This window comes from Pseudomonas sp. LH21, from assembly GCF_036549575.1.
In the GTDB taxonomy this organism is placed as follows: Bacteria; Pseudomonadota; Gammaproteobacteria; order Pseudomonadales; family Pseudomonadaceae; genus Aquipseudomonas; species Aquipseudomonas peradeniyensis.
In genome coordinates this window covers 736,619-756,483 of record NZ_CP144367.1, presented here as the reverse complement: position 1 = coordinate 756,483, position 19,865 = coordinate 736,619, and the positions used below count along the sequence as shown (strand labels likewise).

The 19,865-nt window shown below is 63.5% G+C and carries 14 protein-coding genes, 1 other RNA gene and 1 pseudogene; 8 read left to right on the top strand and 8 right to left on the bottom strand.

What is annotated here, in order from left to right; genetic code table 11:
* Nucleotides 1-91 precede the first annotated feature (91 nt).
* The 5 genes and pseudogenes from VUG52_RS03635 to VUG52_RS03615 form a co-directional block, all read right to left on the bottom strand.
* A pseudogene (locus VUG52_RS03635) lies at nt 92-547 on the bottom strand (REP-associated tyrosine transposase).
* A gap of 198 nt (nt 548-745) precedes the next feature.
* Nucleotides 746-2,659, bottom strand: a complete 1,914-nt coding sequence (gene speA, locus VUG52_RS03630; RefSeq protein ID WP_186734453.1) for an arginine decarboxylase — start codon at nt 2,657-2,659, stop codon at nt 746-748.
* 152 nt (nt 2,660-2,811) lie between these two features.
* A complete protein-coding gene (locus VUG52_RS03625; protein WP_050703605.1) occupies nt 2,812-3,183 on the bottom strand; it encodes a translation initiation factor Sui1 in 372 nt (123 codons plus the stop codon).
* Between the two features lie 300 nt (nt 3,184-3,483).
* Entirely contained in the window at nt 3,484-4,020 is a 537-nt protein-coding gene (locus tag VUG52_RS03620; protein ID WP_062572769.1) for an NUDIX hydrolase, read from the bottom strand.
* 1 nt (nt 4,021) lies between these two features.
* On the bottom strand, nt 4,022-5,089 hold the full coding sequence (locus VUG52_RS03615) for a DUF2333 family protein (protein WP_050703603.1): 1,068 nt from the start codon (nt 5,087-5,089) through the stop codon (nt 4,022-4,024).
* Between the two features lie 249 nt (nt 5,090-5,338).
* On the opposite strand from VUG52_RS03615, the gene VUG52_RS03610 reads away from it, so the two are divergent.
* The 8 genes from VUG52_RS03610 (at nt 5,339) to ssrA (ending at nt 14,999) form a co-directional block, all read left to right on the top strand.
* Entirely contained in the window at nt 5,339-6,955 is a 1,617-nt protein-coding gene (locus VUG52_RS03610; RefSeq protein ID WP_186734452.1) for a diguanylate cyclase, read from the top strand.
* Nucleotides 6,956-7,236: 281 nt separating this feature from the next.
* Nucleotides 7,237-9,198 carry a methyl-accepting chemotaxis protein gene (locus VUG52_RS03605; RefSeq protein WP_331832443.1) on the top strand — a complete coding sequence of 654 codons (1,962 nt, stop codon included), beginning with the start codon at nt 7,237-7,239 and terminating at the stop codon, nt 9,196-9,198.
* A 205-nt stretch (nt 9,199-9,403) separates the two neighbouring features.
* Entirely contained in the window at nt 9,404-11,161 is a 1,758-nt protein-coding gene (locus VUG52_RS03600; protein ID WP_262974471.1) for a protein-disulfide reductase DsbD, read from the top strand.
* Between the two features lie 177 nt (nt 11,162-11,338).
* Nucleotides 11,339-11,791 carry a type II 3-dehydroquinate dehydratase gene (gene aroQ, locus VUG52_RS03595; protein ID WP_011535870.1) on the top strand — a complete coding sequence of 151 codons (453 nt, stop codon included), beginning with the start codon at nt 11,339-11,341 and terminating at the stop codon, nt 11,789-11,791.
* A 101-nt stretch (nt 11,792-11,892) separates the two neighbouring features.
* Entirely contained in the window at nt 11,893-12,360 is a 468-nt protein-coding gene (accB, locus tag VUG52_RS03590) for an acetyl-CoA carboxylase biotin carboxyl carrier protein (RefSeq protein WP_028691198.1), read from the top strand.
* 17 nt (nt 12,361-12,377) lie between these two features.
* The gene (gene accC / locus VUG52_RS03585; protein WP_028691199.1) at nt 12,378-13,733 is read left to right on the top strand and encodes an acetyl-CoA carboxylase biotin carboxylase subunit; all 1,356 of its coding nucleotides are present in this window, start codon (nt 12,378-12,380) and stop codon (nt 13,731-13,733) included.
* A gap of 475 nt (nt 13,734-14,208) precedes the next feature.
* The gene (locus tag VUG52_RS03580; RefSeq protein WP_050703599.1) at nt 14,209-14,502 is read left to right on the top strand and encodes a hypothetical protein; all 294 of its coding nucleotides are present in this window, start codon (nt 14,209-14,211) and stop codon (nt 14,500-14,502) included.
* A gap of 105 nt (nt 14,503-14,607) precedes the next feature.
* Nucleotides 14,608-14,999: a transfer-messenger RNA gene (gene ssrA / locus VUG52_RS03575) on the top strand.
* Nucleotides 15,000-15,079: 80 nt separating this feature from the next.
* On the opposite strand, the gene VUG52_RS03570 is transcribed toward ssrA, so the two are convergent.
* The 3 genes from VUG52_RS03570 to VUG52_RS03560 all read right to left on the bottom strand — a co-directional run bounded on the left by VUG52_RS03570 (nt 15,080) and on the right by VUG52_RS03560 (nt 19,726).
* Nucleotides 15,080-15,304 carry a hypothetical protein gene (locus tag VUG52_RS03570; protein ID WP_050703598.1) on the bottom strand — a complete coding sequence of 75 codons (225 nt, stop codon included), beginning with the start codon at nt 15,302-15,304 and terminating at the stop codon, nt 15,080-15,082.
* A 301-nt stretch (nt 15,305-15,605) separates the two neighbouring features.
* Nucleotides 15,606-16,508: an HNH endonuclease gene (locus VUG52_RS03565; RefSeq protein WP_082337621.1), complete on the bottom strand. Its 903-nt coding sequence runs from the start codon at nt 16,506-16,508 to the stop codon at nt 15,606-15,608.
* Between the two features lie 116 nt (nt 16,509-16,624).
* Entirely contained in the window at nt 16,625-19,726 is a 3,102-nt protein-coding gene (locus tag VUG52_RS03560) for a type I restriction endonuclease subunit R (protein ID WP_050703597.1), read from the bottom strand.
* Between the last annotated feature and the right edge of the window lie 139 nt (nt 19,727-19,865).

The window sequence follows — 19,865 nt, the reverse complement described above, 5'->3', positions numbered from 1 at the left end:
CGCGGCACGAGGCCGCTCCTACATGGGATCGCGGTCTTCTGTAGGAGCGGCCTTGTGCCGCGAAATGAGGGCGCAGCCCTCACCTGCCGGGTTACAGCCACACACAATCCCAATGTGAATACTCACCAGCACGCTGAACCAGCCCGGCACGAATGGGGTTGGCGATGATATAGCGGGCAGCGGCCTTGACGTTATCGTCTCGACGCAAAGCCCGATCATGAAAGCCGGGTTGCCAGACACGTTGACGATCCACTCCGACACGAAAGAGTGCGCAACTGCTTCAGGATTTGAACACACGCATCAGACTGCTCAAACTGCCTTGCCTGAGTTCGACCAGCCAGTGCAGGTGATCAGGCATGAGTACCCAAGCCAAGGACTGGCAAGTGCCTTCCTGCTCGCTCAAGCGAAGTTGCTGGATAACTGCCCTGGCGAAACGCAGGTCAGTAAACAGTGGAGTGCGATTGCGGGTAGTGGTTGTAAGCAGGTACGGACGACCTGCCTCTGAAAAGCGCCCTCTACGCAGGCGGTGGTTACCTTGATGCACCATGAGTCACTCCCTTGAACATTGCATTCAAAGGTAGTCGCATGGGGCGGACAGCTTTTGAAGAAAGCGTTTCAGATTGTGCTTTCGGTGAGGCCCTTTCCGGCCGGTCCGACGCCTCGGCAAGGCCGCTCCTACAGGGGTGTGCATTCTCCCTGTAGGAGAGGCCTCGTGCCACGAAAGGGCCGCAAAGCGGCCCGGCGTTTATGAAGACAGGTACGAAGACCGGGTCAACCCAAGCCGCAACGCATCAAGGAACTGCGTGCGCTCGCGCGCGCTGATCCGTGCGCTGGCCACCTTGTCGCGGTAGTGGGTCATCAACTCTTCCGGCGACAGGTGCACGTAGCGCAGCATGTCCTCGATGGTGTCGTGGGTCTCGATGCCGGCGTGGTACACGCTGCCGTCGGCGTTCTGGTAGATGTTCACCGAGTCGGTGTCACCGAACAGGTTGTGCATGTCGCCGAGGATCTCCTGGTACGCGCCCACCAGGAACACGCCCAGCAGGTAGTCCTCGCCTTCCTTGACCGCGTGCACCGGCATGCTGGTCTCGATGCTCTGCTCGTCGACGTACTGGTTGATCTTGCCGTCGGAGTCGCAGGTCAGGTCCTGCAGCACGGCGCGGCGCAGCGGCTCTTCGTCCAGGCGGTGCAGCGGGATGATCGGCAGCACCTGGCCGATGGCCCAGGTGTCCGGCAGGCTCTGGAACACCGAGAAGTTGCAGATGTACTTGTCGGCCAGCTTGTCGTTCAGCTCGTCCAGCACCTGGCGGTGCGAGCGCTGGCGGGCCTTGAGCGAGTTGTGCAGGCGGCGGCACACGGCGAAGTAGCACTGCTCGGCCAGGGCCTTTTCAGCCAGGGTCAGCTTGCCGTCGGCGTACTGCGCGGCCACGTCGCCCATGTAGTGGGTGGCGCGCCAGTAGGTCTCGGTGACCATCTCGATGTCGGTGGGGCCGAGCAGGTCGGCCAGCCACTGCACGGTCTCGGGCAGCGACGCCTTGTTCTCGATGGTCGGCATCTCGTCGTTGTGGCTCTCGACGTCGGTCACCTGGATCACCAGCATGGCGTGGTGCGCGGTCAGCGAGCGGCCGCTTTCGGAGAAGATGTGCGGGTGCGGCAGGCCCTGCGCGTCGCAGAACTCCTTGAGCATCCCGACCACCACGCCGGCGTAGTCGTCCATGTCGTAGTTGATCGAGCTGGCGTTGCGCGAGTGGGTGCCGTCGTAGTCCACGCCCAGGCCGCCGCCGACGTCGATGTGATCGACCGGCAGGCCCAGGGCACGCAGCTCGCCGTAGTAGCGGATGGCTTCCTTGAAGCCGTGCTGGTAGTCGGCCAGGTTGGCGATCTGCGAACCCATGTGGAAGTGCAGCAGGCGGATGCCCTGGTCCAGGCCTGCGTCACGGAAGCGCTGCACCACCGAGATCAGCTGGGCGGCGGACAGGCCGAACTTGGACTTCTCGCCGCCGGTGTCGGCCCACTTGCTCGAGGCCAGCGACGACAGGCGCACGCGCAGGCCGACTTGTGGCTTGACCTTCAGCTCCGCGGCTTCCTCGATCACCAGGGCGACCTCGGATTCCTTCTCGATGACGATGAACACGTTGTGGCCGAGCTTCTGGCCCATCAGCGCCAGGCGGATGAACTCGCGGTCCTTGTAGCCGTTGCAGACGATGGTGCCGCCCTTCGGCGCCAGCGCCAGCACCGCCAGCAGCTCGGGCTTGGAGCCGGCTTCCAGGCCGATGGAGACGTTCTGGGTGGCGATGATGTTCTCGACCACCGCTTCCTGCTGGTTGACCTTGATCGGGTACAGCGCGGTGTACTGGCTCTGGTACTCCAGGCGCGCGATGTTGGCGTCGAAGGCGCCGGTCAGCTGGCGCACGCGGTCCTGCAGAATGTCGGGGAAACGGACCAGCAGTGGCAGCGACAGGCCGCTCTGGCGCAGCTCCTGGACCTGCTCGAACAGGTCGATCGGCGCGCTGTCCGGGCCGTTGGGGCGCACTTCGACGCGCCCGGCTTCATTGATGGCGAAATAACCAGCGCCCCAATGGCGGATGCCATAAACACTGCGGCTGTCGGCCACGGTCCATTGGCTACCATCGTCTTTGCGTGTGCGTCGTACGGACATTCAAGTCCCCTATAGATAAGTCCAAGACACTGCCCCGTCAGGTGGCGGGCGCAGTGTAGAAGCTGAAAATGACGAATCGTCCGTGCCCCCGGATAGACCCTGGCCACGGCATCGAGTTTAGAAAGCGCTGGGCGAAAAGTCGCGCGACGGCCTCAGCCGCCGGATTTCTTCGCCTTGAAGCCCTGTTTGATCAGCTCGCCGAGCAACAGTTCGACATGGTCGCCCTGAATCTCGATGACCCCGTCCTTGAGCGCGCCGCCGGTGCCGCAACGACGCTTGAGCGTGCTGGCGAGCTCCTTGAGTTGTTCGAGGGGCAGCGGCACGCCGGTGATGGTGGTCACGGTCTTGCCGCCGCGACCTTTGCTTTCACGACGCACACGGGCAATGCCATCGCCTTCGGGGATGACCTGCTGCTTGCAGATGCAGGCGTCCACCGGCTGGCCGCAGTCGGGACAGTGCCGACCGGCATCGGTGGAATATACGAGACCGCCAAGGGCGGCGAAGGAAGAAGCTTTCTTGGCCACTTTTGTTCCTCTGTGCCGAGGACAAAAAACTGGTCGGCGGGAGCCGACCGCGAAGCCCCACTCTGGCAGGGGCGGCGCTACTGCCGCAAGGTCATGCGACAGCCCGAAAAGGGCGCGCAGTGTAACGATAAATCTGGCTGTTGCTAAGTACAGGATTGCGCCATTTTACGAAAGTTTTGCGACCTTTGGGCCCCAGGGTCTGCTTCGCAGCCCTTTCGCGGCACAAGGCCGCTCCTACAAGGGATCGCGAATCCCTGTAGGAGCGGCCTTGTGCCGCGAAAGGGGCGCAAAGCGCCCCCATCAGATCAGGCCAGCCTGGTACCGCTGCAACGCCACCAGCGAATCCGGGCAATACGGCCGCTGCGCGCTTTCGGCCTGGGCCTGCTCGACGCTGATGAACCGCGCCTCGATGACCTCCTCGGGCTGCAAGCGCAGCGCCCCGTCCCACACCGCCGAATACACCGCGCACCACAAGCGGTTGCCCGGCTGCTCGAAGTAGAACGTCTCGTGAAAACGCAACTCGACGCCACTCACCCCCAGCTCCTCGGCAAGCTCCCGGGCCGCCGAGTCGGCGTAGGACTCCTGCACCCCGACCATGCCGCCGGCCGCCACATCCCAGTAACCGGGATACAGCGCCTTGCTCAGGGTGCGCCGATGCACGCACAGCTCGCCCGCGCCGTTGAACAGCAGGATGAAGGTGCAGCGCCCGATCAGGCCGCGCTCGCGCAGCTCGGCCCGTGGCAGGGCGCCGAGCAGTTGGTCATGCTCGTCGACCCAGGCCACCAGCTCGGCGTCGGAGGCCGCGCGGTGCGCGACCTCGGCAGGATTGACCGGCATCTCAGCCCTGGGACAGCAGTTGGCGCAGGTCGATGACCGCGGCGTTGGCCCGGGAGATGTAGTTGGCCATCACCAGCGAGTGGTTGGCCCACATGCCAAAGCCGCTGCCGTTGAGCACCATCGGGCTCCACAGCGCTTCCTGCGAGGCTTCCAGCTCGCGGATGATCTGCCGAACGCTGACCGTGGCGTTCTTCTTCGCCAGCACGTCGGCGAAGTCGACCTCGATGGCGCGCAGCAGGTGCGACAGCGCCCAGGCCTGACCACGGGCCTCGTAGAACACGTTGTCGATCTGCAGCCACGGGGTCTCGACCACTTCCTCGTCGACCTGCGGCGCCTGGCCGGGGGCCACGGCCTCGGTCTTCAGGGTGTTGTTCAGCTTGACCCGGCCGACGCTGGCCGACAGGCGCTGCGACAGCGAGCCCAGGCGGGTGGCCACGTCGCCCAGCCAGTTGTTCAGGTTGTCGGCGCGGGTGTAGAAGATCGCGCCCTGGTCACCCTTGGCCAGACGGGTCTGGTAGCGGTTCAGCGACTTGATGCCCTCTTCGAACTCCGACTCGCTCGACGGCAGGATCCAGCTCTTGTTGTCGAAGTTGAAGCGCGGCTCGGCCTTGGCCAGATCGGCATCCTCGGTCGACTGCGACTGGGAGCGGGCGAAGTCCTTGCGCAGGGCGCGGGACAGGTCACGTACCTGGACCAGCACGCCGTATTCCCAGCTCGGCATGTTGTCCATCCACAGCCCTGGCGGGAAGCGGTCGTTGGAAATGTAGCCGCCCGGCTTGTCGAGCAGGGTGCCGGCGACGGTCTTGAGGGTCTCGACGGTGGTATAGCCGACCACCATCTGCTGGCCGTTGCGCTCGGCGGCGGCCTGGGCGTTCTGCTGCACCGGGAACAGCTCTGGCTCCTGGCTCCAGTACCAACCCAGGCCGATGCACACCAGCAGGTAGAGGCCGATCAGGGTGCCCAGGGCACGGCTCCAGAGGCCGCCGAGGTAGCTACGGGTGGCGGCGCCGCGGGTTTCGACCCGCTCACGGGGCTCGGCCTTGGCCTCGCGGTTTTTCCAATCCAGCATGGCATTGTCCTTAATCAGTCACGAACGGTTCAGGGCTTGGACCACAGGCCTCGGCCAGGGTGCCACGACAAGCCCGCATGCCAGCACTATAAAGCAGACGCCGCCATTCGTATAAGCGACCATCGGGTCGGCAACTGAATGACGGTCCCTGAACACTTTGTTGACCCCAGGCACTCGCTTGTCGGAAAAGCAGTGCTAGCATAGAGCCATCATTGAACCTGCGCCCTCCCACTCATAAGTAGTCAGGACATGACCCAGCCAGCCGAGCCGAGCCACGAACGCCTCAAGCAGCACTTTGCCCAGCGGGTGATCCACCAGGCCCGGCAGATCCTCGAGATCTGGCAGCGCCTGCAGCGTGGCGAGTGGTCCAGCGGCGACCTGGGCGAACTGTGCGAGGCCAACCTGCGCCTGCAGCGCTACGCCGAACGCTTCGAGCAACCCGAGCACGGCAGCCTGTCGACGGCCATCGGCCAGACCCTGCGCGCCATCGAGGCCAACAGCGCGCGGCTCAACTCCGAGCTGATCAGCGAACTCAACCGCCTGATGCAGCGCCTGTCGCGCACCGGCCTGCGCAAGGGCGACCAGCTCGACAACGTGCCCCTGCCGCCACTGCGCAAGCCGGTGTACATCGTTCTGCAGGACCACGACCGCGCCGAGCGCCTGGCCCAGCAGCTGGAATTCTTCGGCCTGACCGTGCAGGCGCTGTGCAGCGCCGAGGCGTTCCAGGCGTCGATGAGTGAGCGCCTGCCGTCGGCCATCGTCATGGACGTGGACTTCACCGGCGCCGGCGTCGGCCTGCAACTGGCGGCCCAGGCCCAGCAGGGGCTGGAGCAGCCGGTGCCGCTGCTGTTCTTCTGCCTGCACGAAACCGACACCCCGACCCGCCTGGCCGCCGTGCGCGCCGGCGGCCAGGAGTTCCTCACCGGCACCCTGGACGCCTCCAGCCTGCTGGAAAAACTCGAGCTGCTGACCAGCGCCACCCAGTACGACCCGTTCCGCGTGCTGGTGATCGACGACTCCCGCGCCCAGGCCCTGCACACCGAACGCCTGCTCAACAGCGCCGGGATCATCACCCGCACCCTGACCGAGCCGATCCGTACCATGAGCGAGCTGGCCGACTTCCAGCCCGACCTGATCATCCTCGACATGTACATGCCCGAGTGCACCGGCCCGGAGCTGGCCAAGGTGATCCGCCACAACGACCGCTACGTCAGCGTGCCGATCATCTACCTGTCGGCCGAGGACGACCTGGACAAGCAGCTCGACGCCATGAGCGAAGGCGGCGACGACTTCCTCACCAAGCCGATCCGCTCGCGGCACCTGGTGACCACCGTGCGCAACCGCGCCGCCCGCGCCCGCCACCTCAAGGCGCGGATGGTCCGCGACAGCCTCACCGGGCTGTACAACCACACCCACATCCTGCAACTGCTCGAGGACTGCAGCTTCCGCGCCCGCCGCGAAGCGCAGCCGCTGAGCTTCGCCATGCTCGACATCGACCACTTCAAGAAGATCAACGACCGCCACGGCCACCCCATGGGCGACCGGGTGATCAAGAGCCTGGCGCTGTTCCTCAAGCAGCGCCTGCGCAAGACCGACTTCATCGGCCGCTACGGCGGCGAGGAGTTCGCCATCGTCATGCCCAACACCGCGCTGGAGGCGGCGCACAAGGTGCTCGACGAGATCCGCCGGCGCTTCGCCGAGATCCACTACCCGGCCCAGCCCCACGACCTGCAATGCACTTTCAGCGCCGGGGTGGTGCAGCTGGACGACAGCCTCGATGCGCTGACCATGGCCAGCGCGGCGGACGAGGCGCTGTATCGGGCCAAGCATGCCGGGCGCAACTGCGTGGTCAGGGTCGAGCCGTAACTGCCGACATGAGCCGGTGTGTGTATGTAGGAGCGGCCTTGCGCCGCGAAAGGGCCGCATAGCGGCCCCGACATTCTTTGCACCGATGCACAAACCCTGGGGCTGCTGCGCAGCCCTTTCGCGGCGCAAGACCGCTCCTACAGAGAGCAACCGGCAAAACAATACAGGCACTGTGCCACTTTTTTATGGCGCCAACCCTCCGCCGTCATCACCCCGTCACAAAATCGCAATAACTTCAGGCCCCGACCTCTCCACTCCCCCTCCGCAGGAAGTTCGCGGCTATGCGCCTGAAGTGGCTGACCAATTTCAACACCCTGTTGCTGGTGACCGTGTGTATCGCCCTGGGCGCGACCCTGTGGTGGTCGCAACGCGCCCTGGAACGTCCCTACCAACTGATGGAGCGCTACCTGGGCCTGTCCCAGCAGTTCCAGAACGACGCCGCGCGCAATATCCAGGCCTACCTGGGCAGCGGCGATGCCCTGCGCCATGCCGCAGCCATGGAAGCCAACAAGCAGTTGCAAACCGCCCTGGCCGAATGGCCCGAGGCGCTGTCAGCCAAGCTGCGCCCGAGCCTCGACAGCCTGCAGGGCTTCACCGCCAACGAACTGCTCGCCGCCGGCAAGCTGGCGGGCGATCCCCAGGCCCTGCTGCTGCAGGCCGAGCGGGAGCTGGGGGCCAACCTCGAACAACTGGCCGGCTACGCCCGCGACAGCGCCAGCAGCGATGCCAGTCGTTACCTGACACCGCTGCTGGAGGCCTCGCTGCACTTGGGCCGCCTGTCCCTGGCCCGCGACAAGCTGGTCAGCAGCGGCCGCGCCGAACTGGCCGCCGAGGTAGAGCGCGAACTGCAACTGATCGCCGCCCAGGCCCAGGCCATCGACAGCTTGCCGCTGCTGGGGGTGACCCGCGCCGCCGAATCCAACGCCGACGACTTCGCCGCGATGATGGGCCTGGAATCCCAGGCCAGCAGCCAGCAGGAGGATGTGGCCGTGGGCCTGAAGCGCGAGCTGCACAGCCTGCTCGGCCGCTACCCCGGCGAACTGCAGCGCACCCGCGAGCAGATCGAGCGCCGCGCCGCCCTGGCCACCAGCACCGGCGAGCGCCTGGAGGCGGTGCAGCAGGCCATCGCCGGCCTTGAGCCCGAGGTGCGTGGCCTGCACGCCACCATCGCCGGCGAGGTGCGCCTGATCCAGGGCCTGATGATCGGCCTGATCCTGCTGATCGCCCTGCTGATCGACACCCTGCAGCGTCGCCTGGCACGTACCCTGACCGGCCTGGCGCCGGCGCTGTCGCGCTGGGCCGAGGGCGACTTCGCCCAGGCCATCGCCCTGGGCCGCACCAACCGCGAGCTGCACGATATCCAGGAATCGCTGAACCGCCTGCGCCAGTACCTGGTGGAGCTGGTCGGCACCATCCGTCACAACGCCGAACAGGTGGCCGGCAGCAGCCATGCCCTGGCCGGCATGAGCAGCGCCCTGCACGACGGCGCCGAACGCCAGGCCGGCGACACGGCGCAGATCCGCGACGCCCTGGGCGAACTGGAGGCGACCATCCAGCAGGTGGCCGGCGATGCCAGCGCCGCCGCCGAGGCCAGCCGCGATGCCGGCCGGGCCGTGGAGCAGGGCCAGACGGTGATCGGCCAGAGCCTGTCCGGCCTGCGTTCGCTGGTCGACGAGGTGCAGGGCAACGCGCGGATGATCGAGCAACTGGCGGAAGAGTCGGCGACCATCGGCGGCGTGCTCACGGTGATCCGGGCGATTGCCGAGCAGACCAACCTGCTGGCCCTAAACGCCGCCATCGAAGCGGCCCGGGCCGGCGAGATGGGCCGTGGCTTCGCCGTGGTCGCGGATGAAGTACGCTCGCTGGCCCAGCGCACCACCGGCGCCACCGGCGAGATCCAGGCGCTGATCGACCGCCTGCAGCAGGCCGCCCGCAGTTCGGTGGACGGCATGCGCACCCAGTTGGAACATGCCGAGGCCACGGCCAACCAGGCGCAGTCGGCCGATGGCGCGCTGGATGCGATCGTCAGCGCCATCCGCACCATTGCCGACACGGCGGTGCGGATCGCCGATGTGACCGCGCAGCAGACCGGCGCGGTGAGCGAGATCCGCGATCACAGCGAGCGGATTCATGAGCTGGGCGAGGACAACCTGCAGCGCATTGGCGAAGGGCGTGAGCAGGGCGAGCAGTTGCTCAAGCTGGGGGGCGAGTTGAATACGGCGGTGCGCGCGTTCCGCTTGTGAGGGCCTCTTCGCGGGTAAACCCGCTCCCACAGGGGCCGCGCAGTCGCTGACACGGCGCGATCCCTGTGGGAGCGGGTTTACCCGCGAAAGGGCCGGCACAGGCGATGCACAGGCCAGCGGCCATGTGTCGCCCCTGCAGGCAACTCGACCCTAACGACGGCCAACTCCGCTATCATGCCGCCACGTTCCACCTCGCGAGTCCGCCATGCGCCGCCTGTTTTTCCTGCTGTTCCTGCTGCTGGCCAGCCCCGTCTTCGCCACGGGCCTGCTCGACAACCGCCCCAGCGCCACCCTCGGCGCCGCCTCCAACAGCGCCGACTTCCTGCCGGTGCACGAAGCCTTCAAGCTCAGCCTGGTCCAGGCCGACGCCCAGACCGTCAAGCTGCGCTTCATCGCCACCGACGGCTACTACCTGTACCGCCACCGCTTCCAGTTCCGCACCGAACCCGCGGACATCCGCCTGGGCGCGCCGAACATCCCCAAGGGCGAGGCCAAGCACGACGAGTTCTTCGGCGACGTCGAGGTCTATCACGGCGTGCTCGACATCGAGCTGCCACGCAACGACCCGCGCGCCTTCACCCTGCTGGTGGGCTACCAGGGCTGCGCCGACAAGGGCCTGTGCTATCCGCCGGAAACCGCGCGGCTGAGCATCGATGGCCAAGGCGCCCCGCTGCCGGCAAGCGCAGAGCAGGGCTGGACCTGGAAATCGCTGCTGCTGTTCTTCCTCGCCGGGGTCGGCCTGACCTTCACCCCGTGCGTGCTGCCGATGCTGCCGATTCTTTCCGGTGTGGTCCTACGCGGCCAGGTTGGCGGCCTGCGCGGGCTGTCGCTGTCGCTGGCCTACGTGCTGCCGATGGCGGCGAGCTTCGCCGTGCTCGGCGCGCTGATGGGCCTGTTCGGCGCCGGCCTGAACCTGCAGGCGCGCCTGCAGTCGGCCTGGGTGCTGGTGCCGTTCGCCGCGTTCTTCGTGCTGTTCGCCCTGGCCATGTTCGGCCTGTTCGACATCAAGCTGCCGCAAGCCCTGAGCAGCCGCCTGGACCACCTCGCCCACCGCACCAAGGGCGGTTCGCTGCTCGGCGCGGCGGTGCTCGGCGTGCTGTCCAGCCTGCTGGTCTCGCCCTGCGTGTCGGCGCCGCTGGCCGGCGCCTTGCTGTACATCAGCGCCAGCGGCGACGCCCTGGGCGGCGCGCTGAAACTGTTTGCCCTGGGCCTGGGCATGGGCGCGCCGCTGTTGCTGGTGGCCACCGGCGGCGCAGCCTGGTTGCCGAAGAGCGGGCCATGGATGAACACGGTGAAGAACGCCATCGGCGTGCTGCTGCTGGGCCTGGCCATCGGCCTGCTCAGCCGCGTGCTGCCGGGGCCGGCCACCCTGCTGCTGGTCGGCCTGCTGGCCGCCGGCGTGGCGCTGTTCCTCGGCGCCCTGGAGTTCGTGGACAAGACCCCGCGCCAGCGCCTGGCGCAACTGCTGGGCCTGGTGCTGCTGGTGTACGCCCTGGCCTGCTGGTATGGCGCCCTGAGCGGCCAGGGCGATCCGCTGCGCCCGCTGCCGCCACCAGTCGCGGCCAGCGGCGTTGCGCCGACCAAGGCCGACGCCTGGCAGACCCTCACCACCCCCGCCGCCCTCGACGCGGCACTGGCCGAGGCCAAGGCCGCCGGCCAGCCGGTGCTGCTCGACTGGTACGCCGACTGGTGCATCAGCTGCAAGGTGATCGAGCACGAAGTACTCAACGCGCCGCAGGTCCAGCCGCAACTGGCCGCCTTCCGCCTGCTGCGCTTCGACATCACCGAGAGCAACGCCGAACAACGCGCCCTGCTCGACCGCTACCGGCTGTTCGGCCCTCCCGCGCTGATGTTCTTTGCCGCGAACGGCAGCGAAATGACCACCGATCGGGTCATCGGCGAGATAAACGCCGCCGATTTCGCCCAGGTATTGACGCGCGTGCGCGGCCAACTCGGGCTATAACTTCCCGCGTCCAGTGAAAAAACCCCGCAGCAGTGACCAGACTTAATCATCTGGTCACATACTTTGCGCGAATCTCGGACATCGTGCTGGCTATTGCCGGGAACTGGACACTCAGCGCCGCTTGCGGCATAGTCGCCGCGCTATGTCGAATTGCCCTACAAAACCAAGGAATCGCAGATGGCAACCCTACTGGTGCTGCACGGCCCCAACCTGAACCTGCTCGGGACCCGCGAACCGGGCCACTACGGCGCCGCCACCCTGGCCCAGATCAATCAGGACCTGGAGCAACGCGCCCGCGCCGCCGGCCACCATCTGCAATACCTGCAGAGCAATGCCGAATACGAATTGATCGACCGCATCCATGCCGCGCGCAACGAAGGCGTGGACTTCATCCTGATCAATCCGGCCGCTTTCACCCACACCAGCGTCGCATTACGTGACGCATTGCTCGCGGTGAGCATCCCATTCATCGAAGTGCACCTCTCCAACGTGCACAAGCGTGAACCGTTCCGCCACCACTCCTACTTTTCCGATGTTGCCGTAGGGGTGATCTGCGGCCTGGGCGCCACCGGTTACCGGCTGGCCCTGGAATCCGCGCTGGAACACCTGGCTGCCAACGCACAGCCCTGATGACACAAGGCCTTGGCCCCTTCGGGCCGAGGCTCATGAAGAAACGTTTTCGACACGTTTTAAAAATACGTCCCCGACCGAACCTTGGGAGTTGATGATTAATGGATATCCGTAAAGTCAAGAAGCTGATCGAACTGCTGGAAGAGTCTGGCATCGACGAACTGGAGATCAAGGAAGGCGAAGAGTCCGTTCGCATCAGCCGTCACAGCAAGACCCCGGCCGGCGCCCAGTACTTCGCCGCTCCGGCTCCGATGGCCGCTCCGGTTGCCGCCGCAGCACCTGTTGCCGCTGCCGCCCCGGCCGCTGAAGCCGCTGCCGCCGCGCCTGCCCTGAAAGGCACCGTTGTTCGTTCGCCAATGGTCGGCACCTTCTATCGCAAGCCTTCGCCAACCTCGGCCAACTTCGCCGAAGTCGGCCAGGCCGTGAAGAAAGGCGACACCCTGTGCATCGTCGAAGCCATGAAAATGATGAACCACATCGAAGCCGAGATCGGCGGTGTGATCGACGCCATCCTGGTGGAAGACGGCCAGCCGGTTGAGTACGACCAGCCGCTGTTCACCATCGTTTGATTCGCGGAGAACCAACGATGTCTGGGAAGCTTGAAAAAGTCCTGATTGCCAACCGTGGGGAAATTGCCCTGCGGATCCTGCGTGCCTGCAAAGAGCTGGGCATCAAGACCGTCGCCGTGCACTCCACGGCCGACCGTGAACTGATGCACCTGGGCCTGGCAGACGAGTCGGTCTGCATCGGCCCTGCATCGTCCAAGGATTCGTACCTGCACATTCCGGCGATCATCGCCGCCGCCGAAGTGACAGGCGCCACCGCCATCCACCCGGGCTACGGCTTCCTCGCGGAAAACGCCGATTTCGCCGAGCAGGTGGAAAAATCCGGCTTCGCCTTCATCGGCCCGAAAGCCGATACCATCCGCCTGATGGGCGACAAGGTGTCGGCCAAGGACGCGATGATCAAGTCGGGCGTACCGACCGTGCCTGGTTCCGACGGCCCGCTGCCGGAGGACGAAGAGGTTGCTTTGGCAATCGCCCGTGACGTCGGCTACCCGGTGATCATCAAGGCCGCCGGTGGCGGCGGTGGTCGCGGCATGCGCGTGGTGCACAAGGAAGAGGACCTGATCGCCTCGGCCAAGCTGACCCGCACCGAAGCCGGTGCCGCGTTCGGCAACCCGATGGTCTACCTGGAGAAGTTCCTGACCAACCCACGTCACGTGGAAGTGCAGGTTCTGTCCGACGGCCAGGGCAACGCCGTGCACCTGGGCGACCGTGACTGCTCGCTGCAGCGCCGTCACCAGAAGGTCCTGGAAGAAGCTCCGGCCCCGGGCATCGACGAGAAGGCCCGTCAGGAAGTCTTCAAGCGTTGCGTCGACGCGTGCATCGAGATCGGTTACCGCGGTGCCGGTACCTTCGAGTTCCTGTACGAAAACGGCCGCTTCTACTTCATCGAGATGAACACCCGCGTCCAGGTCGAGCACCCGGTTTCGGAAATGGTCACCGGCATCGACATCGTCAAGGAGATGCTGAGCATCGCCGCTGGCAACAAGCTGTCGTTCCGCCAGGAAGACGTGGTGATCCGCGGTCACTCGCTGGAGTGCCGGATCAACGCCGAAGACCCGAAGAAGTTCATCCCGAGCCCAGGCAAGGTGAAGCACTTCCATGCCCCGGGCGGCAACGGCGTGCGCGTCGATTCGCACCTGTACAGCGGCTACTCGGTTCCGCCGAACTACGATTCGTTGATCGGCAAGCTGATCACCTACGGCAAGGACCGCGACGAAGCCATGGCGCGCATGCGCAATGCCCTGGACGAGATCGTCGTCGACGGCATCAAGACCAACATCCCGCTGCACCGCGACCTGGTGCGTGATGAAGGTTTCTGCAAAGGCGGCGTCAACATCCACTACCTCGAGCACAAACTGGCCAACCAGGAGTGATCGCGTTAGCGTGATGAAAAAGCCCCGGCCCCGTGCCGGGGTTTTTTATTGCCGATGTGCCCTACCCCTCTCGTGTGTAGGAGCGGCCTTGTGCCGCGAAAGGGCCGCAAAGCGGCCCCGCGATCTGTGCCCCGACGCTAATGCCCCAGGCCTGCTGCGCACCCCTTTCGCGACACAAGGCCGCTCGTACCCAACACGCAACCCAGTGATTTAGCTTGCCCCTGTGGGAGCGGGTTTACCCGCGAAGAATCCAGCGCGGTGTATGGCACCGGCTCCGCCGGTGTTCGCGGCGCCCGCTCCCACAGAGATAACAGTTCCCGACTCGACAGCGCAGCCCCAAAGGGCTGGGCGACCGCCTACAGGTATCGCCCATGCCTCAGGCCATCCAATCACCCCACCAACCCAATGGAACCCCGCCCAAACCCACACAGTCCACCGATCAGGCCCACATCCCAAGGCCTCAAAGGAGACTCCCATGAAAGGCACTGCGCTATCCGCCCTGTTCGCGGCCGCCACCCTGCTGGCCTCGCCTGTGTTCGCCGCCGACGACCTGTGCACCATGAACCTGCAGAAAATCGACGACAGCATGGCCACCGCCGGCGCCACCTCCGAAGGCCTGGACAAGGCCATCACCGAGCATGTGGACCAGGCCAAGGCCGCCCAGGCAAAAGGCGACACCAAGGAATGCATCGCCATCACCAGCAAGGTGCTCGAGCGCCTGGAGAAGACCGACAAAGGCAGCGGCTCGGCCGGTGGCAGCGGTACTTGAGCCCTGCGCCAGCGCGGGCGGCCGAACCATCTGTCGACGCCGCCCGTGTAAGCGCGTATACTCGGCCTTGCGTGCTGAAAAGCGCGTTCAGCTAGAGCTGAGTGTGGGGCCGATTAGGATTCGACGCCGGTAGCGAAACTCTAGGTGCATGCCGAGTTGGTAACAGAACTCGTAAATCCACTGTTGCAACTTTCTATAGTTGCCAATGACGAAAACTACGAGGGCTACGCTCTCGCTGCGTAAGCAGCTGAGCCCGCTCTCCTGGTAGCTTCGGCTCCAGCAATCATCAGGGGATGCCTGTAAACCCGAAATGATTGTCATACAGAACAGGATCGTCGTGCAGCACGTTGGGGGCGAAGCGACTAAAAATTACCCAACTCATCCAAAGCACCCTGCCCGTCGGGCGGCTGCGGATTAAATCAGTAGACACGGCTAAGCATGTAGTACCGACAGCGGAGTACTGGCGGACGGGGGTTCAAATCCCCCCGGCTCCACCAAATCCGAAAAAGAAGACGCCCAATGGGCGTCTTTTTTTGTGCCTGAGATTCAGTGCCTCAGCGGCACCTACACCACGCCGTCACCTTCCCTCCTCCCCCTTAATCGCCTCCAGCTTGCTGAACTGCTCGCTAGCCAAACGGCTGATGATGCGGATCGCCTGATGAATCCCCGCCGTGTTGCGAAAGCTCAGCTGCGGGTTGTGCTCGCACTCGAGTACCTCGTCATGCTGCACCAGCGCCTCGCCGAGCAGTTCAAGGGTCCAGACGTAGCTCTGGAGGGTAGACAGCCGTTCATGGTCAGACATGGGGCACCTCCCGGTTGACGCGTGTGGCGAGGGACTGGCTGTCGATCGGGTAGAAGGTTGGGGATGGGCTGGCCGCGGGGGTTGGGCGGCGGAGAGCGGATGCGAGGATCCTGCTCAGAATGCGAATAAGCATGCATGAGACTCCAAGTTTGAGATTGGAGCTACCACGATCCTTCCTACGGGATTGGGTGGCAGCTATGTGTGGGGTAGGAATACCGGGAAACTTGGAACCCGGCCAGGCCGAAGCCTGCCCACACACAGCCGCACGAAAGGTTTTAACCAGTTGTTAGACGTCAATTAGCTACGGGAGGAAAGGACAGTAGCCATGCTTTTTATCAAACTCAAGACCTTTGGATATTTCAAAGCTGCCGTGGAGATAGTGCTTGCGATCCTCTCCTTGTGCTAAGCGACAACCTAAGCGCTCAACCATTGGACTGATTCCCGCATGCTCATCGATCCACTCGCTATATCCAGAAATTGATGGTCCGCCTACATTTATGACGAACTCGACGCCATAGAAAAGAAAGCAAAAAAGTGTTTCCTGCCGCCTGTTCATAAAAAGTCCAAAGCCAAAGCCGGCTTGAACCCATTCATTCGTGAGAGGGTGTTGCATCAATGTATCGTGGGGGAACACGCGTCTCTGCGAAAATGGCCATTCTTTAAAATTGCTTCCATACCGAGCGTATTCGCGAACGTTGTCAAAGAAAGGCTCGTTACTCAAATGATATGGGCCTTGGGGGCTTTCGCAGAACAACTCTGCAACCGCCTCGTAAGCCATTTTGCAAAGAAACCTCGACATTTCCCGTTGTGGTGGATCATCGTTGAGTGTGAAAATCAGTAGCCGCTCAAATTCATCAATAACAACTTCAGAAAGAGCAGACTTGTCGTTACCTTTTTCCGTATTTAGGTGAAACATCCCACCTGACGAGCGGCGCATATTCACTGCGATATCGGTACCAGCAATGTGGCCGATCAGAGATGGGTATGTTCCTTTCTTATTTGGAACTTGCTCCCATGCACGAACATTTCTCATCCATGAGTGAGTTAGAATCGACTGCTCAACTCTGCGCGCAAAGTAGTTATTGCATTTATCACAGACAACACCAACCGGCAATACACGTTTTTTGTTTCCAGCTGATTCTGGGATGATGTGTTCAACACTACGTGAGCTTGTTGAGTCGCATTTGCAGAAGATACATCGCATAGGCTTTTAGTAACTGGTTTCTAATGTTTGAGGACCAGCTTCAGCCAGTCCCAAGTTGGCGAGCGAGCGATGAGGTGACCGTCATGGCATTTGTAGGTACATACCGGCAGCCAGCCCTACATCCATGCCTCACAGAGCGTCTCAGCCTGCGCCAGCACTAGTTGTGCCGCCGCCTCCTGCTGATCCGGCGGATACTTATATTTACGCAGGATGCGCTTGACCAGAAGCCGCAGCTTGGCCCGCACACTGTCACGATTACTCCAGTCCACGGTCACGTTCTGGCGCAGGCTATCTGTCAGCTCATGGGCGATCTTGGCTAGGATCTCATCGCCCAACTCTCGCACCGAGGCCTCGTTATTGGCCAGCGCATCGTAGAAAGCCAACTCGTCATCATTCAGGCCCAGCACATCTCCACGCTTGCTCGCTGCGGCAAATTTCTTGGCCATCTCGATCAGCTCTTCGATGACCTGGGCGGTCTCGATGGAGCGGTTCTGGTAGCGCTTGATCACGCTATCGAGCAGCTCGGAGAACTTCTTCTCCTGGGCCAGGTTGCTGGCGAACTTGCTCTTGATCTCACCCTCCAGCAGGCGCTCCAGTAGCTCAACCGCCAGGTTTTTCTCCGGTAGGTTGCGCACCTCGGCAAGAAACTCGTCATCGAGCAGGCCGATGTTGGGCTTGTCCAGACCGACCGCCTCGAACACATCCACCACCTCGCCGGAGACTACGGCATTGCCGATAATCTGGCGGATCGCCAGCTCACGTTCTTCGTCGTTTTTCTTTTGGGCGCTAATGTCACGCTTGGTCAGCAGCACCTTGATGGCCTGTAGGAAAGCGACTTCCTCCCGAACGACTTTGGCCTCGTCCAGGGTGCAGCACAGGGTAAAGGCCTTGCTCATGGCCAGGGCATTGTCGGCAAATCGCTTCTTGCCATCCTCCAGCCCCAGCACATGGTTGGCGGCACCGGCCAGTAGCTTGTGCCCGCCAGTCAGGAAGTCGCCGTAATCGAAACCATACAGCAGGCTACGTAGCACATCGAGCTTTTCCTCCAGCACCGCATAGGCTTCATGGGCATCGACGGTGGGCCGCCCCCTGCCATTGCTGGCGGTGTATTCCTTGAGCGCCGCCTTCAGCTCGTTGGCAATGCCGATGTAATCCACTACCAGGCCGCCCTGCTTGTCCTTGAACACCCGGTTCACCCGGGCGATAGCCTGCATTAGGTTATGGCCCTTCATCGGCTTGTCGACATACAGGGTATGCACGCAGGGCGCATCGAAACCGGTCAGCCACATATCGCGGACGATCACCAATCGCAGCGGATCGGCAGGGTCCTTGAAACGTTTCTCCAGGCGCTTCTTCACCTGCCCCGGGTAAATATGCGGGCGCAGCAGTGCCTTGTCCGATGCGCTACCGGTCATGACGATCTTCACCGCGCCCTTCTCCGGATCCTCATCGTGCCATTCGGGGCGCAGGGCGATGATCTCGTTGTACAGGTGCACGCAGATCTCACGACTCATGGCCACCACCATGGCCTTGCCGTTTTGCGCCTGGTTGCGTTCCTCGAAGTGCGCCACCAAATCGGCCGCCACGTTCTTGATACGCGGCTCGGCTCCCACGACTTTTTCCAACGCGGCCCAGCGCGACTTCAAGCGTGACTGCTGATCCTCTTCCTCATCCTCGGCCAGCTCGTCGACCTCGTCGTCGATATGCGCCAGCTCCGAGTCTTTGAGCGACAGCTTGGCCAACCGCGACTCGTAGTAGATGGCCACGGTGGCGCCATCTTCCTTGGCCTGCTGCATGTCGTAGATGTGGATGTAGCCGCCGAACACCACACGGGTATCACGATCTTCGCTGGACACCGGCGTACCGGTAAAGGCCACGAAGGTAGCGTTGGGCAGAGCGTCGCGCAGGTGCTGGGCATAACCCACCTGATAGCGAGCACTGACCTCGGCCACCTTCAAGTCCTGCACCTTCAGCGAAGCACTGAAGCCATATTGGGTGCGGTGCGCCTCGTCGGCCACCACCACGATATTCGAGCGCGTGGACAACACCGGGAAGCTGTCTTCATCCTCGCCCGGCATGAACTTCTGGATGGTGGCGAAGACAATGCCGCCACTGGGGCGGTTGACCAGTTTCTCGCGCAGATCACCGCGGGTAAGCGCCTGTACTGGCTGTTCACGCAGCAGATCCTGCGACAGCGAGAACACGCCGAACAGTTGGCCATCCAGGTCGTTGCGGTCGGTGATCACTACGATGGTCGGGTTCTCCATCGCCGCTTCCTGCATCACTCGGGCGGCGAAGCAGGTCATGGTGATGCTCTTGCCCGAGCCCTGGGTATGCCAGACCACCCCGCCCTTGTGCGTGCCGCCGGGGCGCGAGGCGATCACCGCTTGCTGGATCGCCGCACGCACGGCATGGAACTGGTGATAGCCGGCAATCTTCTTCACCAGCCTTCCGTCATCCTCGAACAGCACGAAGTAGCGTAGGTAATCCAGCAGCATCGCCGGCTGCAGCACGCCACGCACCAGCGTCTCCAGCTCGTTGAACTCACCCAGCGGATCCACCGTGACCCCATCGATGGTGCGCCAGCGGGCGAAGCGCTCGATATCTGCAGACAGTGAGCCCATGCGCGCCTCGCTGCCATCGCTGATCACCAGAATCTCGTTGTAGTGAAAGACGTCCGGAATCTGCTCCTTGTAGGTCTGTAGCTGGTCGAACGCCTTTACCAAATCGGCATTCACATCCGCCGGGTTCTTCAACTCCAGCAGCACCAGTGGCAGGCCGTTGACGAACAGGATGATGTCCGGCCGGCGCGTATGTTTCGGCCCCTGGATGCTGAACTGGTTGATCACCAGCCACTCGTTGGCCCGCACATCTATCCAGTCGATCAACCGCACGAAATCGCCGCGGGTCTCGCCGTCCTTCTGGTATTGCACCGGCACACCGCCGACCAGCAGACGATGAAACAGGCGGTTGGCGGACAGCTGCACCGGCACGCCCAGCTCCAGCACCTGGCGCAAGGCGTCCTCACGCGCCGCCAGTGGGATCTGCGGGTTTAGCCGGGCGATGGCCGTGCGCAGGCGCATGGTCAACAGCACGTCGCGATAGCTCTCGCGCTCGGGGTTATCGCCGTCATGGGCAATGTCCGGCCCATAGAGGTGCGCGTAACCCAGCTCAGTGAGCCAGCCGAGGGTTTCCTGTTCCAGTTGGTCTTCGGTCATATCCGTCCTTAACGAGCCTTACCTGGCATCTCTGCAAGCTCAATGCGATCCACTTAGTCGATTACAGTTGCGATAACGGGCTATCTACCCCAAATCAGCGGCTGCCGTGACTACCCCATCAACCACTTGCAGCCGCCCT